The organism is Acinetobacter sp. UBA1297 (assembly GCF_002307755.1).
GTDB lineage: Bacteria > Pseudomonadota > Gammaproteobacteria > Pseudomonadales > Moraxellaceae > Acinetobacter > Acinetobacter radioresistens.
Window position 1 is genome coordinate 210,727 of sequence record NZ_DBUF01000006.1, and the last position, 15,381, is coordinate 226,107.

Sequence of the window (15,381 nt, forward strand, 5' to 3'; positions counted from 1 at the left end):
AGATCAAAATTGTTTTATTCTGATTATTTTTTATCCTTAAGTTGATTATACTAAGAAGGAAACGTGCCATGAAAACCAAAATATTGTTATCTAGTATCCTGTGCGGTTTATGTGTCAGCTCTTTTGCAAATGCAAATGATAAAGTTGACCGAGTCTATAATCCTCAAAAATATCAGCAAGTCTGTAAGGGCAAAAGCCAAGGCACTTGGGTAAGTTTTGCTTATCGTGGCATTATCTGGAATGGTACCTGTGAACCACGGTTCTTCCCTACAGGCAATCCTAGTTCCCTCATAGGTGACGAACCAGAACTTTATAACGCTTGTACAACTGCAAGTGGTACAGCTACAGCAACTATTAATGGTAAACAAATGAGTGGTAAATGTGCTTTAGGCTTTACTCCGCCACATCCACGTTAATTTAGTCTATAAATTCAGCCTCTAGCATATTAAATGTAAAGGCTGTTTTTAGTTAAACGGTCAAAAGCTTTTGCTCATTGACCGTTTTTCATTTGTATTTCTCTTAAACTTCGCTAAACTGAATAAAAATTAGATTTATAACATTAACAATAAAAAAGGAATAACAATGGATTCAGGATTGATTACCATATTTTTGCCTATTGCTCTGGCAATTATCATGGCCGGGCTTGGTCTCGAACTCACCCCTAAAGATTTTGCCCATATTAAAAAACACCCGAAAGCTGTAGTTTTAGCATTATTCTGTCAACTTTTTATTCTAGTAGGTATTGCATTTTTTATTTGCAAAATATTGGCATTATCGCCTGCATTAGCGGTAGGCTTGATGTTACTTGCGGCTTCCCCTGGCGGGCCAACAGCAAACTTGTTCAGCTACCTTTATAAGGGAGATATTGCCCTAAATATTACCTTGACTGCGATTAACTCAGTCGTTGCAGCGTTTAGCTTACCCTTTATTGTAAATCTGGCTATTCAGCATTTTATGACTGATGGCCAACAGGTGGGTTTACAGTTTTCCAAAGTGGCCCAAGTTTTTTTAATTATTATTGTTCCGGTCTGTTTAGGCATGTTATTGAGACATTTTTCTCCTCGCATTGCCGAGAAACTTAATCGTCCGGTACGCATATTTGCAGTTATATTTCTTGTTCTGATTATTATTGTGGCCGTGTTTAAAGAGCGAAACAACATTCTTGACTATCTCATGCAAATTGGTGCAGCAACTGCCCTGTTCTGTTTTGCAAGTCTGTTAATTGGTTATTTTATACCGCGCCTCTTTGGGATTAACAGTGCGCAAGCTCGAGCCTGTGCTTTTGAAATTGGCATTCATAACAGCACGCTTGCCATGACCATTGCCTTAACGATTATGTCAAGTACAACCATTGCCATGCCAGCAGTGGTTTATTCACTGATTATGTATATTTTCGCTGCAATCTTTGGCACCTTACTTAATCGTTATTCACCTCAACCTCAATTACAAGAGGAGTTAGCCTGATCAGGTTACTATACATCCCAGACGCAGCTCAGCTTTTTTAACTTTTACCAGAGTTTAACTAGGCTTTAGTCATGAATCGGCTACAATAGTCTTTTAATAAACATAGATTGGGTTATTTCTTGTGAAGTGGTTACAAATTCATATTACTGTTAATCAGGACCAGGTTGATTTGACTGAAACATTGCTGATGTCATTAGGGGCAGTCAGCGTGACCTTAGATGATGCAGAAAACCAGGACCTGCTTGAGCCGCTTCCAGGCGAAACCCCGCTATGGAATAAAGTTATTGTCACAGGTATCTATCAGGATGATGAAAATGATCCGATTGATACAGAAAAGCTTGAGGCCTTTATTCATGGCCAGTTACCTGAAGCACCTATTCGTAGTGAAGAGCTTGAAGACCAAGTCTGGGAACGCTCATGGATGGATTATTATGAGCCCATTCAGATTGGTGAAAAATTCTGGATCGTGCCTGAATGGTTAGAGCCGCCAGAAGCCGGTGCAGTCAATATTAAGCTTGATCCGGGTTTGGCTTTTGGCACAGGAAATCATGCAAGTACTTTCTTGTGTCTGCAATGGCTCGGCAAGACAGATCTTAAAGATAAAGTTGTGATCGACTATGGCTGTGGCTCCGGAATTTTAGGTGTCGCTGCCTTACTGTTAGGGGCGAAACAGGTTTACGCTACTGATATTGATCCACAAGCTGTACTGGCTACCCAGCAGAATGCCGAGCTAAATGGCGTACTAGAACGATTATATGTGGGATTACCCGAGGAATTTAATACTGTTTTTAAAGGTCAGCAAGCCGATGTACTCGTTGCAAACATTCTTGCTGGCCCTCTTATGGCATTAGCTTCTGAGTTCTCAACATTGATCAAGTCCGAAGGTGAGTTTGCACTGGCAGGCGTGATTGAAGAACAGGTAAATGATGTATCTGGCGTTTATTCAGAATACTTCGATATTCTGGACGTAGAGAAACGTGAAGAAAACTGGTGCCGTATTTCAGGAAAACGTCACCAGTACTAATAATAGAGAGCACTTAATGATGAGTGACAAACAGACCCGCTGCCCCAAATGTACTACTATCTATAAGGTAACATTAACCCAGCTTACAATTGCTCAGGGTATGGTCTGTTGTCCTAAATGTTCTATCAATTTTAATGCGCTAACTCATCTGGTTCAGCCTGCTGTTTCCTCTGAAACCCGGGGCTATGCAATAAAGAAAAGTAATTTACCTAACCATATTGGAGAACGTAAAAAAATTGGTTCAGAGCCCAGTGCCAATATTCTTGATATTTTTGAACGCAAAATTGAGAACTCAAATATTGACCTACTGACTTATCTGAACAATCTGAATTATTTTCATAATGAAAGCACGTTATCACTTCCAGCCCTGCATCTTTCAGGGGGCAATGCACTTAAAGAAGCTCCCCACCCTAGAAGTACAAGATTTTATTATCTGCTCTGGGGCAGTATCAATGTATTGTTGGCTATGGTGCTTATATTACAGGTACTCTGGTTTAACCCTAAAATAATCAATGATAGTCCCTTCTTTAACCTGTTATTTAAACAGGTGTGTACCTTACTGACTTGTGAAAAACTGGAAGATTATTACTCTCAGGTTAAAATTGATAAAGTTAAAGTTAATCGTGCCGGTAAAGGACAAACAGTTTTTTCTGGTGTAATAATGAATGAATATGAAAATAGTCTTCAAATACCAAGTATCAAGCTTAGCCTTAATAAGCATAATGCAGAGATTTTTAATACAGTAATACTCCCTGAACAGTATCTCACGAATGATTTATATAAAATTCGCCGTATACCAACGCATAGTCCATTTAAGTTCAAATTTACAGTTCCAGTGGACCGCAAAGACTTTGATGACTACCATTTAGAAATAATCCGTCCATAATTGTAAAAAAATTAAAAAAAAATTGCAGTTAATTTGCTCACTTTTTCTTAGACAATGGTATCATACGCGCCACGAAAGCTTAGCCTTACATACTTCTCGCTTTTATTCACAACAAATACAGTTAAGCAATATGTGCTTTATATAAATTTAGCGCATGTAGCCGATTTTTTGTTTTGAAAAGTAACTGTAACAAAACTTCAACTATTGTTACGCTTATTTTTTGCTCAATTTTGAGAAGTTGTGGCAAGCTAGTTGTTTCCAGTTTTAGAGCTCCGTTTTTAGGATCTAAGACGGAGCTTCATTTTTCTAGACCATATTTATCGCTTTACCCAAGTGATATTTGATTTTCGGATTAACTCGCATGAATAGCAAATCTCCTATTTTTACTGCACAATCTGATGTTGCACTTCGCATCCATGTAGATCGCGCGGTTCGCCATTACTTTGCGTCTTTGCAAGGTGAGCAACCATCTCAGGTATATGACATGGTGCTGGCAGAAATGGAGAAACCTCTTTTATCTGTAGTTCTAGAATATACTCGCGGTAACCAGACACGGGCCGCCGAGATTCTTGGACTAAACCGTGGTACTTTACGTAAAAAGTTGAAAGCTCACGGTTTGATGAGTGAATAAATGATAAAATGCTCACGCTTCGTGGGCATTTTTTATGCCTATTTGTTTTAATCTGTAGACTTAAAAATCATGACTATTAAACGCGCTTTAATCTCTGTTTCTGATAAGACGGGCATCGTAGATTTTGCTCAAAACCTTGTTGCATTAGGAGTGGAGATCCTTTCAACTGGTGGTACTTACAAACTACTTAAAGACAATAATATTGCTGTGGTTGAAGTATCAGAGCATACCGGTTTTCCAGAAATGATGGATGGCCGTGTTAAAACCCTGCATCCAAAAATTCATGGGGGTATTCTTGCACGTCGTGGTCTAGACGAAGCTGTTATGCAAGAACACAATATTGCTCCGATTGATCTGGTCGTTGTTAACCTATACCCATTTGCTGCTACTGTTGCAAAACCTGACTGTTCACTGGCAGATGCAATTGAGAACATCGACATCGGTGGCCCTACAATGGTTCGTGCTGCGGCAAAAAATCATGCCTTTGTAGGTATTGTGGTAAATGCTTCTGATTATGCAACTGTGATTGCTGAGCTTAAAGCTGAGGGTGCTTTATCTTATGCAACCCGTTTTGACCTGGCAGTGAAAGCATTTGAACATACTGCGCAATATGATGGGATGATTGCATCTTACTTAGGCGCTCGTGTCGGTAAAGAAGAAGGCCAAGCAGATAAATTCCCACGTACGTTCAATACTCAGTTAAATAAATCTCAAGATTTACGTTACGGTGAAAACCCGCATCAATCTGCTGCATTCTATGTAGATCCAGCAGCAACCGAAGCCTCTGTTGCCACTGCAAAACAATTACAAGGTAAAGAATTATCTTATAATAATATTGCTGATACTGATGCAGCCCTTGAATGTGTGAAATCATTTGCCAAACCTGCTTGCGTGATTGTAAAACACGCGAATCCATGTGGCGTTGCAGTGTCTCTAGACGGTATTAAAGCAGCATATGATCTTGCTTATGCAACTGACACGGAGTCTGCATTCGGTGGCATCATTGCATTCAACCGTCAATTAGACGTCGAAACTGCACAGGCGATTGTTGACCGTCAATTCGTTGAAGTGATCATTGCACCAAGTATTGCTGAAGGCGTGCTTGAAGTCACTGGTGCGAAGAAAAATGTACGTGTACTGGTTTGTGGCGAGCTTCCTGCGATTGATGAACGTGCTCCACAGCTTGACTATAAACGTGTAAATGGCGGTTTGCTGGTTCAAGATCAAGACTTGGGCATGATCACTAAAGATGATCTTAAAGTTGTGACGAAACGTGCACCAACTGAACAGGAAATCGATGATTTGATTTTTGCCTGGAAAGTGGCGAAATACGTGAAATCTAACGCGATTGTGTATGCTAAGAACCGCCAAACGATTGGTGTGGGCGCAGGTCAAATGAGCCGTGTCAACTCTGCACGTATTGCTGCAATCAAAGCGGAACATGCAGGACTTGTAGTTGAAGGTGCAGTCATGGCATCTGATGCATTTTTCCCGTTCCGCGATGGTATCGACAATGCGGCTAAAGCAGGTATCAAATGCATTATTCAGCCAGGTGGTTCAATGCGTGATGAAGAAACGATTGCTGCTGCGGATGAACATGGAATTGCCATGGTCTTTACTGGCATGCGTCATTTCCGCCACTAATTTTTAAGTATAAATTCCAGGCCCTCCTTTTTACAAGGAGGGTTTGCTACATCAGTAGATTATTTAATATCTTGCTATAAGATATTAAACAATTTTGAACCTCATTGGGTTTGTGGAATTTCATTTTCGAGGGAATTTTCTAAAGATGAACATTTTAGTTTTAGGTAGTGGCGGCCGTGAACATGCGCTTGCATGGAAAATCGCACAAGACGATCAAGTAGCAAAGGTATTTGTTGCACCGGGCAATGCAGGCACCGCAACTGAAAATAAATGTGAAAATGTCGCTTTAGACATTCTCGATAACCCCGCCATTATTGATTTTGCAAAAAATAATGCAATTGACCTGATTATTGTCGGTCCTGAAGCACCGCTTGTGAATGGTGTTGTGGATGCTTGCCGCGAAGCGGGTATCAAAATTTGGGGTCCAACGAAATTTGCAGCGCAACTAGAAGGCTCTAAAGCATTCGCAAAACACTTCCTTAAACGCCACAACATCCCTACTGCTTTCTATGACGTGTTCACTGAAGTAGATGCTGCCAAAGCATTTGTTGAGAAAAATGGCGCGCCAATTGTGATCAAGGCTGACGGTCTTGCTGCAGGTAAAGGCGTAATCGTTGCGATGACTAAGGAAGAAGCATTTGCTGCGATTGACGACATGCTTGCTGGTAACAAATTTGGTGATGCGGGTTCTCGTGTTGTGATCGAAGAATTCCTTGCAGGTGAAGAAGCATCTTTCATTTGTATGATCGATGGTGACAACATCTTGCCAATGGCAACATCTCAAGACCATAAGCGTATTTTTGAAGGGGACCAAGGTCCTAACACTGGGGGTATGGGTGCTTACTCTCCTGCGCCTGTGGTGACTGCTGACGTATTTGAAAAAACTATAAATGAAGTGATGCGTCCTACCGTTGAAGGTATGAAAAAAGACGGTCATGTTTATACAGGTTTCTTATATGCAGGCTTAATGATTGATGAACAAGGTCAACCGAAAGTAATCGAGTTTAACTGTCGTTTTGGTGACCCTGAAACGCAACCAATTATGATGCGTTTAAAATCATCTTTGGTGGATTTAGTTCAAGCAGGTATTGAAGGTAATTTGCCTTCAGAAGCTGAATGGGATGAGCGTAAAACGGTTGGTATCGTTTTAGCGTCTAAAGGCTACCCAGAAACCTCAAGCAGTGGTGATGTGATTTCTGGTCTAAACACTGAAATGACGGATGCTAAAGTATTCCATGCAGGAACCAAAGCCAATGAAAATGGTGAGATTGTGACGGCGGGTGGACGTGTACTCTGTGTGACTGCCCTTGGCAATACTATTGGTGAGGCACAAGCAAAAGCATTAGAACTTTGCCAAAAAGTAACCTTCAATGGCGTTCAATACCGTAAAGATATTGGGTATCGTGCAATTGCACGCGAACAGAGCTAATTTTTTATCAATAAATTAAGCTCGCTAGCGGCGGGCTTTTTTCTTTCTAGTCGAAAAATATAAGCACATTATTCTTTCTGGAGATTGGTTATACTAATAAAAAGATCTGAGTGTTTAGGAAAAACATGACATATAAAGTGCATTGCATTGATGTTAAAAACCAGCTTCAGAATTATATCTGGATACTTGAAGATAGTTCAACTAAGGAAGCAGTTGTAATTGATCCTACTGAGGCTCAACTCGTACAAGACTTCTGTCAAACCCATAACCTCATATTATCACAGATTTGGCTCACTCATTGGCACAAGGATCACATTGGTGGTGTGCCTGAACTGATTACTGAGCAGAATATTCCAGTCTATGGGCCACGAGAAGAACTTAGCCATATTCCCTTTATTTCTCGTCCCTTACAGCATGAGAATCACTTTAAATTTAACCGTTTAAAAGTAGATATTTTAGCTGTACCGGGACACACCCTGGGCCATATTGTTTATTTTATTGATGAGCTAGATATTTTATTTTGTGGTGATACTTTATTTGCCATGGGGTGTGGGCGAGTATTTGAAGGAACATATGCACAGATGTATCACTCACTTAACCGGTTAGCCGCTTTACCTCCAAGGACACAAGTATATTGCACCCATGAATATACACTCTCCAATGCTGAATTTGCGCTGACAGTTGAACCAGATAATCTGGCACTACATAGGCGTGTGGAGCAAGTGAGAAAAATGCGCGACTCCCATCAGTGCACGCTTCCAACTACGATTGCACTGGAACTTGAAACCAATCCTTTTTTAAGGGCGGAGAGCGAAGAAGAGTTTTCGCGTATTCGCATACTAAAAGATAATTTCTAGTGGTTCATAATTTTGAACTGGGTTTATCCTTGCTAAGGATAAGCCTTTCATCAAGCTGTCTTGAGGTTGATTTATACATAGCTTTTAACAGCCTAGATAATTAATTTTTCTTAAATTAGACATTATTTTTTACAATTACCTGATTAAAGCTTTTTCTATAGGCCTATTTAATTTAAAAGTAATTTATTCAATAAGTTAAATAAAATATTTTCTGTGAAATTTGATTATTTTTTCAACTCTATATTAATTAAAATAATATTATCTCACCAAAAGATATATATCTGCCCTTTAAATTGTAAAGCAATAGCCTTATTAATTTACTTATATGTCAAGCAGGAGATCTCTGATGAAAAGAGTTGTCAAAGCAAAAAATTTAATAGCTTTCAAAATCTGGTTAGAAAAATTGGGGTACTCAGTTAAAAGTCTGGCCGATGGTCGTGGTTTTACATTCAGTTTTAAAAAACAATATGGCTTAGTCACTTGTGAACTTTCAGGTAATTCTCTGGCTGTGCAACTTGGGGAAGAATTCGAAGATCATCTAAAAGCTTAAGTGATTCATTTTATTATATTTTTTGCATTAATATTTAAAAGGCCAGCTTATATAATTTTAAATAGCTGGTACTTTTTCAAGTTTTCAATAATTTCTCCCATGAAAAAAAGACCAGTATTAAATATACTGGTCTTTTTGAATCTGGTGGGGATGAGGAGACTCGAACTCCTACACCTCGCGGCGCTAGCACCTGAAGCTAGTGCGTCTACCAATTTCGCCACATCCCCGTTATCTATCATCATTGGTGGGGGCGAAGAGACTCGAACTCTTACACCTCGCGGCGCTGGAACCTAAATCCAGTGCGTCTACCAATTTCGCCACGCCCCCGATGATATAAAATTATCTCAAAAGATAATTGGCAGAGGATCAAGGATTCGAACCTTGACGAACGGTTTTGGAGACCGTCATGCTACCATTACACCAATCCTCTATTTGAAGCGTATTCAGGGTTTTCACCTGAATAAATTTTAAAGAAAATAATTCTCTTTAAAATGGTGGGGGCGAAGAGACTCGAACTCTTACACCTCGCGGCGCTGGAACCTAAATCCAGTGCGTCTACCAATTTCGCCACGCCCCCGATGGCTGTGTATATTATAGAGAAGACAGAATCATGACAAGCCTTTTTTATGAAAAAACCTAGCGTTTGCTTAAATAAAAAACAAATCAAAAACTTATGTTTATTTTTGAAACATTTCTAATATTTCAAATGATAGAGCGCTTCATTTACCTGTTGAAAACGCTGATCTTTATATTTGCTTAGCAAGCCATTTAATAGCGGAAAAAATGGCATAAATGCGTCTGGTAATCTTATTTTTAACATCTGACAGTGTAGCACTGCCCAATCCTGATAATTTCTGGCACTTAGACGTTGACCACTTAACCACTCATATAAAATAACTCCAAGTGCATATAAATCAGTTCTAACCGTTTTTATTTCTCCATGAAACAGCTCTGGCGCCATATAGCGTGGTGTGGCATTCAATGTGGTGGTCTTATGAACTTGTGTAACTGGCTGACTCTGCTCAAAATCAATTAAAGTGAGCTGATTATGGCAATATAAAAAATGCTGTGGCTTTAAGTCACCATGAATCCAGCCAGTTTGATGCAAAATTTGCAAACAGCCTAACATTGCAAAAATTTTCTGCTGTGCTTGTTCAAAAGATAGTTGCTGTGCAGGCTCACCCAACCAGTAATCATTGTGAGGCAGAATTAATCCCTCTCCTTTTAAGTGGCTAAATTCTGCAATCTGATTTAACTCAATGATACGTGCAGGCAGAAGAATACTTGGCTCTAATTTTCCCAGCTTTCGATAAATTTGCAGTTCATGTAAAAATCCTTTTTCATATTCAGGTTGCACTTCGGATAGTTGAAACTTAAGCCAATACGGTGTTCCATTTTGGCTCAAATGATACAGACGGCGGCCAAACCTCTGGCTTGACAGGCCATTTCGCAGAATCAGGTTTTCAAATGAATTTTCAAGATCAGGCATCTGCATGATCTTGACTTTTCTCTTGCTGAGTTTCTTGATAATGTAGAAGCTCCAGACAATGCTGAATTGTTTTTCCGATACGGGCATGAATTTCAATCATGGAGATTTTAGGCCAGGTTGCCTGCTCTCCTTCGCGCTGTAATAGCTTAAACAGATGTGGTCGCGGATTTTTCAGCATATAGCTATAATGACGTAAATTATATTTGGCGATAATATTTACATCGCCGTAATAACGTTGTCCAATAATGCCATAGCCGTGATCAAGCAAACGGCGTACAGGCTGGATTGCACCTAAGCGTTCACGAGTAAAATCCATCATTCCCATAGCGATCACTTTACCTTGACGCCGTACAATCCGTTCGGGCCAGCTCAGAACATCTTTACGATAGCGGTTTTCATCACTTTGCATAAATGGCACAACATGCGGATTCACCTGACTGGCGATACTATAATTCAGGTTATACAGACGGGCCATTTTTTCTTGTGGGAAATCACTGCGTACACTGCCATCTACCCATTTAGTATTGCCCATATATTGGGTATATTGACCATCATAGCGTTTGCTGGTCAGGCGTACCGGTGGAAACAGAACTGGAACCGCACAGGAAGCCAATACAGCGCTCCAGACCAGCAAGTTAGGTGCAGTATAGGCATTCATAATCCGGGCATTTTGTGTTGCATCATATGGCGCCACAGCAACGTTAATGTGTAGTCCGGATTTTTCGTAGGCTTCAGCAAAAGTCAGGTCTCCAAGATTTTCCATCAGAAACTGCTTGAGATAGCGCACATCAGCCAGACCGCCATTACCTTTGAGTACATCAGTCAGTTTACGAAAATGGAAAGCTTCGGTAAAAAAACTCTCTCCACTCATAATACTTTCCAGTTCATTAGGCGAAGAAACCCCTAGCATGGCAGTCATAATGGCGCCTGCACTCGAACCTGATAGCACTTTGGGCATCAGATCTTGTTCAATCAGGGTTTTACAAACCCCTGTATGAAATAACCCTAAAGTAGCGCCGCCTGAAAACATGAGTACGGGCTGTCCATAAGCAATCTGGCAGTTTTCAAAAAAGTCTATTTTTTCTTTCAGGTTAAAGCTATGACATTCATTAGAGGCAATATAAGCCAAGCTTGCACTCATTTCCTCAATGTAATCTTCAATTATTTTTTTAGTGCCAATATACGTTGCGGTAAATAACATTGGATGGCCAATGTTGGCAATATCATAACTTAAGCCTTCACGTAAAATAGCGACCAGGTCTAAAGTGCGCTGCTGCAGGCGATATTTTTTAAGCAGGTTCAAACGATGTGAAATAATCTCTGCATCAAAATAAGGAGAGCTATTGTCGAGTTTCCATTCTTGAGCACCGGTTTCTTCATCAAGTTTTAATGCAACAGATTTCCACTCTTCATAGGATTCGGCCCCTTCCAGCTGATGTTTTAATTTCTTAACCCGATATGCCTGATGCGGATTAATAGTTTGAGTTAATTCTTTTAACATTATGTGCCTATCCTTTGATATTTGTGCTCAAAGTTTTTATTGAGAATATCTGATCTTTTTCGCCACTAATCAATTGCAAAAAACTATAATTCATTGGCCTTTTTGATATTGTAGTACTATTTACGGTATTCCTAGTGCTACTATTTAGCTATTTCGATAACACCTGAAAAATTATGACAAACCTCACTCTACCAGAGAATATACTTCAAACTCTCTCTACCGTATTACAGCAGGTCCAGCAATTTTTACCTGAGCTTAAACAGCAGACAGACTTCTCTGCTCCGGCTTATAAATGGCAGGATAAACAACTTAAACCCATTTTCGAACCGAAACAAATCTATTTAGATGACCTGAAAGGAATCGAAAGACAAAAAGAAAAAATTATTCAAAACACACGACAATTTTTGCAGAATCTGCCAGCCAATGATGTTCTCCTTACCGGTTCACGCGGCACAGGAAAATCTTCAATTGTCCGTGCCCTTTTAACCGAGTATAAAGATCAAGGATTACGTTTAATTGAAATTGAACGTGATGATCTCTCTGATCTTCCTGAAATCCAGAAGCTCATCCAGAAGCGTCCGGAAAAGTTCATTGTCTACTGCGATGATCTGGCCTTTAATGCTGAAGATGAAAACTATCGCAGCTTAAAAAGTGTACTTGATGGCTCATTACAGTCAGGTTCAAGTAATTTTATTATTTATGCAACCAGCAACCGTCGACATCTGTTACCAGAGTTTATGCATGAGAACACGCCAGTGACTCGTGTAGATGTACCGCAATATACCGAGTTGCATCCACAAGAAGCCATTGAGGAAAAAATTTCACTCTCGGATCGTTTTGGAATGTGGCTTTCATTCTATCCAATGGATCAAAACCTGTATTTAACCATTGTGGAACACTATCTTGCTAAAGCAGATATGCCAATGAATGACGAAGCCCGTGCTGAAGCCCTACGCTGGTGTCAGGCACGTGGTCAACGGTCAGGACGTGCCGCCTATCAGTTCTCTAAACACTGGATTGGATCACAACAACTAAAAGCACTGTAAAATTTTAAACTAGAAAAATTAACAGGTTTCATTATTAGTCAGATTATAAAAGGCCCATTTATCTCAAGTGGGCTTTTTATAAAATTAGAGTTCTGTCAAGCGCTTAAATAATATTTAGCTGTTTTAATGATTTCATCAATAATTCATTACGTATAGATGCCGGCATTCCTGACTGCATTTCCATATTTAGTGCAAAAGCGACAATTTTTCCATCTGGCTGCTCAACCCAGCCGGTCAACCAGCCCACTTGTGGTTTTATATCCATTGCCCAACCAGTCTTTCCAAAAATCTTGTAGCCATTACTCTCTTCTAGAAGTAGCATATTTTTTACATTAGCCTGCACTTTTTCACTAAATGGAAGCTGTGTATGTGCCAATTGAGAAACAAACTCTACCTCTTGAATAGGCGTGACCTTTAATGGGCCTATCAACCAGAAATTATCGACCTGCTGTCCAATTTCAGCATTACCGAAATCAATACGTTCTACTTCTTTTTGCATGAGATCAAGACCGATACGTCGCGCAAGTTCCTGATAGACTGGGACTGCAGAAAGCTTCATGGCTTCTCCTAGTGTCATGTCTTTTTCCCAAGCGGTAAATGACCTTTTCTCGCCCTTCCATTTAAATATTTCATTAATATCCGTTTTCTGGTTCTCCAATCCGATCAGGGCATTCAACATTTTAAATGTAGAGGCTGGCACATATTCTGTATTTGCGCGGCTTAGAGCATTACCATACAGATTAATTTTTTTATCTGTTTGAATAACCAGCACACCTGAGGTGCTTTTTTCATCAAAGTATTGATGAATCACCTGATTATGTCCTTGAACAATCTGACTCGGGGTTTCATTTATTAAATTATGCTGAACCGTACAACCAGAAAGAAAAAGAGAAGCAAACACATAGCAAGTAAAATATTTATTCATTTTAAACACCAGATCAATAGAAAATAAAAAAGAGGCAAAAGCCCCTTCCTTAATTAAACCAGATTATATTTCTGCCGGACGAGTAAGCTCTGTCATTGGCCAGCGCGGTGTAGTGGTTACAGATAAGCCATCCTGTTGTCCTGCTTTCAGACGCTGGTAACCAGCAAATGCAATCATGGCACCGTTATCTGTACAGAGCGCAGGCTCAGCATAATAAACTGAAGCTTTAATTCTGTTTAAGCTGCTTTCCAGCTGTTCACGTAAACGCTGGTTTGCACTTACACCACCTGCTATTACCAAACGGTTTAACCCGGTCTGTTTTAATGCCTTGACTGATTTTTTTACTAAAGTATCGACAATAGCTTCTTGAAAACTGGCAGCAATATCGGCTTCACGATTTTGGCCTTCAACTTTTTTAAGCTGGACCGAAACAGCAGTTTTTAAGCCACTAAATGAAAAGGTCAGACCTTGGTGTAACATCGGACGTGGAAAATCAAATGCAGTCGGATTACCCTGCTGGGCAAGTCTGGCAATATTTGGTCCTCCCGGATACGGCAGATTCATCATTTTCGCGACTTTATCAAAAGCCTCACCGGCGGCATCATCAATAGACTCACCCAGTAATTCATATTGTCCGATACCATAAGCTGCCATTAACTGGGAATGCCCACCTGAAACCAGAAGTGCAACAAATGGAAATTCGGGTGGAGTATCTGAAAGTAAAGGTGCCAGCATATGGCCTTCCATATGATGAACCCCAATTGCCGGTTTGTTCAAGGCAAATGCCAGAGTACGTCCGAAAAGTGCTCCAGTCATTAGCGCACCCATTAAACCTGGCCCACGGGTATAGGCAACTGCATCAATTTCAGACTTTTTAACACCGCTTTGTATCAGCAGTTCATCTAAAAGTGGAATCAGCTTGCGTACATGATCCCGTGAAGCCAGCTCCGGCACTACTCCACCATACTCTGCATGCAGCTTGATCTGGCTATAAAGTACTTGCCCACGCAAACCCTGCTCGCTGTCATAAAGAGCCAATCCGGTTTCATCACAAGAAGTTTCCAAGCCTAAAACAATCATTAAACTGCCTTTATCCAATGCGAAAAAATAATGCAGAAACTATTATAGACTTGTGGTATGAGAAGTAAATGAGTAAAATAATGGCCTTCACTTGTGTATGCGGGCAATCCTGCCTGTGTACTTATCCATAAACTTAGAGGATTCTTCATGCCACAAGTTAAGTTGAAAGAAGGCGAACCAGTAGACGTAGCTATCCGTCGTTTCAAACGTTCATGCGAAAAAGCAGGTGTTCTTGCTGACGTTCGTAAGCGTGAATTCTACGAAAAACCAACTCAAGAACGTAAGCGTAAAAAAGCTGCTGCAGTTAAGCGTTACCAGAAAAAACTGGCTCGTGAATCTGTACGTACTACTCGCCTTTACTAATTAATTTGTGACTGATTACTGCCTGGAAAATATTATGACTACTTTAAAAGAACAGATTACTGATGCATTGAAAACTGCAATGCGTGCCAAAGCTATGGCAACAGTGACTGTTTTTCGTGGTCTGCAGGCAGCCATCAAGCAAATCGAAATTGATGAACGCAAAGAGCTTGATGATTCTCAGGTTCTTGCGGTCATTGAGAAACAGATCAAGCAACGTAAAGAGTCAGTAAAAGCCTATCAGGGCGCTGGCCGCGAAGATTTAGCTAGTAAAGAACAAGCCGAGATTGAGATTATTTCCCAATTTCTACCAGCAGCTATGACTGAGGAAGAACTTGATTCTCTCATTGAGCAAACAATTGCTGCTCAAGGAGCGACTAGCATGAAAGATATGGGTAAGGTGATGAATTCTCTACGTCCGATCATAGCCGGACGTGCCGACCCTTCTGCTGTTTCAGGCAAAATCAAGGCCAAGCTTTCTTAACCCCCTGGTTT

The 15,381-nt window shown here is 40.3% G+C and carries 16 protein-coding genes and 4 tRNA genes; 12 read left to right on the forward strand and 8 right to left on the reverse strand.

Annotation, left to right across the window (positions count from 1 at the left end; all coding sequences use genetic code 11):
- Positions 1 to 68 precede the first annotated feature (68 nt).
- The 9 genes from B3R63_RS02635 to B3R63_RS02675 all read left to right on the forward strand — a co-directional run bounded on the left by B3R63_RS02635 (position 69) and on the right by B3R63_RS02675 (position 8,485).
- Complete coding sequence (locus B3R63_RS02635) at positions 69 to 416, forward strand: hypothetical protein (protein ID WP_005014853.1); 348 nt, start codon at positions 69 to 71, stop codon at positions 414 to 416.
- 166 nt (positions 417 to 582) lie between these two features.
- A complete protein-coding gene (locus B3R63_RS02640) occupies positions 583 to 1,464 on the forward strand; it encodes a bile acid:sodium symporter family protein (RefSeq protein WP_286728227.1) in 882 nt (293 codons plus the stop codon).
- 121 nt (positions 1,465 to 1,585) lie between these two features.
- Entirely contained in the window at positions 1,586 to 2,488 is a 903-nt protein-coding gene (prmA, locus tag B3R63_RS02645; protein WP_248087588.1) for a 50S ribosomal protein L11 methyltransferase, read from the forward strand.
- A 16-nt stretch (positions 2,489 to 2,504) separates the two neighbouring features.
- On the forward strand, positions 2,505 to 3,374 hold the full coding sequence (locus B3R63_RS02650) for a DUF3426 domain-containing protein (RefSeq protein WP_286728326.1): 870 nt from the start codon (positions 2,505 to 2,507) through the stop codon (positions 3,372 to 3,374).
- Between the two features lie 361 nt (positions 3,375 to 3,735).
- Positions 3,736 to 4,005 carry a DNA-binding transcriptional regulator Fis gene (gene fis, locus B3R63_RS02655; RefSeq protein ID WP_005014868.1) on the forward strand — a complete coding sequence of 90 codons (270 nt, stop codon included), beginning with the start codon at positions 3,736 to 3,738 and terminating at the stop codon, positions 4,003 to 4,005.
- Positions 4,006 to 4,074: 69 nt separating this feature from the next.
- Complete coding sequence (purH, locus tag B3R63_RS02660) at positions 4,075 to 5,649, forward strand: bifunctional phosphoribosylaminoimidazolecarboxamide formyltransferase/IMP cyclohydrolase (protein ID WP_286728228.1); 1,575 nt, start codon at positions 4,075 to 4,077, stop codon at positions 5,647 to 5,649.
- 145 nt (positions 5,650 to 5,794) lie between these two features.
- Entirely contained in the window at positions 5,795 to 7,078 is a 1,284-nt protein-coding gene (purD, locus tag B3R63_RS02665; protein WP_286728229.1) for a phosphoribosylamine--glycine ligase, read from the forward strand.
- Positions 7,079 to 7,203: 125 nt separating this feature from the next.
- The gene (gloB, locus tag B3R63_RS02670; protein ID WP_286728230.1) at positions 7,204 to 7,935 is read left to right on the forward strand and encodes a hydroxyacylglutathione hydrolase; all 732 of its coding nucleotides are present in this window, start codon (positions 7,204 to 7,206) and stop codon (positions 7,933 to 7,935) included.
- Between the two features lie 346 nt (positions 7,936 to 8,281).
- The gene (locus tag B3R63_RS02675) at positions 8,282 to 8,485 is read left to right on the forward strand and encodes a hypothetical protein (protein WP_005014876.1); all 204 of its coding nucleotides are present in this window, start codon (positions 8,282 to 8,284) and stop codon (positions 8,483 to 8,485) included.
- A 142-nt stretch (positions 8,486 to 8,627) separates the two neighbouring features.
- Here B3R63_RS02675 and B3R63_RS02680 read toward each other — a convergent pair.
- The 6 genes from B3R63_RS02680 to B3R63_RS02705 all read right to left on the reverse strand — a co-directional run bounded on the left by B3R63_RS02680 (position 8,628) and on the right by B3R63_RS02705 (position 11,475).
- Positions 8,628 to 8,712: transfer RNA gene (locus B3R63_RS02680), tRNA-Leu, on the reverse strand.
- Positions 8,713 to 8,727: 15 nt separating this feature from the next.
- Positions 8,728 to 8,812: transfer RNA gene (locus B3R63_RS02685), tRNA-Leu, on the reverse strand.
- 29 nt (positions 8,813 to 8,841) lie between these two features.
- Positions 8,842 to 8,915 (reverse strand) — tRNA-Trp (locus tag B3R63_RS02690).
- 62 nt (positions 8,916 to 8,977) lie between these two features.
- Positions 8,978 to 9,062, reverse strand: a tRNA-Leu gene (locus B3R63_RS02695).
- Positions 9,063 to 9,179: 117 nt separating this feature from the next.
- Entirely contained in the window at positions 9,180 to 9,974 is a 795-nt protein-coding gene (locus tag B3R63_RS02700) for a protein kinase domain-containing protein (protein WP_286728231.1), read from the reverse strand.
- Positions 9,967 to 11,475: a DUF3336 domain-containing protein gene (locus B3R63_RS02705; protein ID WP_174498820.1), complete on the reverse strand. Its 1,509-nt coding sequence runs from the start codon at positions 11,473 to 11,475 to the stop codon at positions 9,967 to 9,969. The genes B3R63_RS02700 and B3R63_RS02705 overlap by 8 nt, the downstream gene beginning before the upstream one ends.
- A gap of 173 nt (positions 11,476 to 11,648) precedes the next feature.
- On the opposite strand from B3R63_RS02705, the gene B3R63_RS02710 reads away from it, so the two are divergent.
- Positions 11,649 to 12,521 carry an ATP-binding protein gene (locus B3R63_RS02710; protein ID WP_005025424.1) on the forward strand — a complete coding sequence of 291 codons (873 nt, stop codon included), beginning with the start codon at positions 11,649 to 11,651 and terminating at the stop codon, positions 12,519 to 12,521.
- 103 nt (positions 12,522 to 12,624) lie between these two features.
- Here B3R63_RS02710 and blaOXA read toward each other — a convergent pair whose 3' ends face one another.
- Both blaOXA and tsaD read right to left on the reverse strand, forming a co-directional pair.
- On the reverse strand, positions 12,625 to 13,446 hold the full coding sequence (blaOXA, locus tag B3R63_RS02715; protein WP_286728232.1) for an OXA-23 family carbapenem-hydrolyzing class D beta-lactamase: 822 nt from the start codon (positions 13,444 to 13,446) through the stop codon (positions 12,625 to 12,627).
- Positions 13,447 to 13,509: 63 nt separating this feature from the next.
- On the reverse strand, positions 13,510 to 14,526 hold the full coding sequence (gene tsaD / locus B3R63_RS02720; RefSeq protein ID WP_075040047.1) for a tRNA (adenosine(37)-N6)-threonylcarbamoyltransferase complex transferase subunit TsaD: 1,017 nt from the start codon (positions 14,524 to 14,526) through the stop codon (positions 13,510 to 13,512).
- A gap of 147 nt (positions 14,527 to 14,673) precedes the next feature.
- On the opposite strand from tsaD, the gene rpsU reads away from it, so the two are divergent.
- Both rpsU and B3R63_RS02730 read left to right on the forward strand, forming a co-directional pair.
- Positions 14,674 to 14,889, forward strand: coding sequence for a 30S ribosomal protein S21 (gene rpsU, locus B3R63_RS02725; protein WP_001136722.1), 216 nt, complete (start codon positions 14,674 to 14,676; stop codon positions 14,887 to 14,889).
- Positions 14,890 to 14,923: 34 nt separating this feature from the next.
- A complete protein-coding gene (locus B3R63_RS02730; protein WP_005014888.1) occupies positions 14,924 to 15,370 on the forward strand; it encodes a GatB/YqeY domain-containing protein in 447 nt (148 codons plus the stop codon).
- Positions 15,371 to 15,381 lie beyond the last annotated feature (11 nt).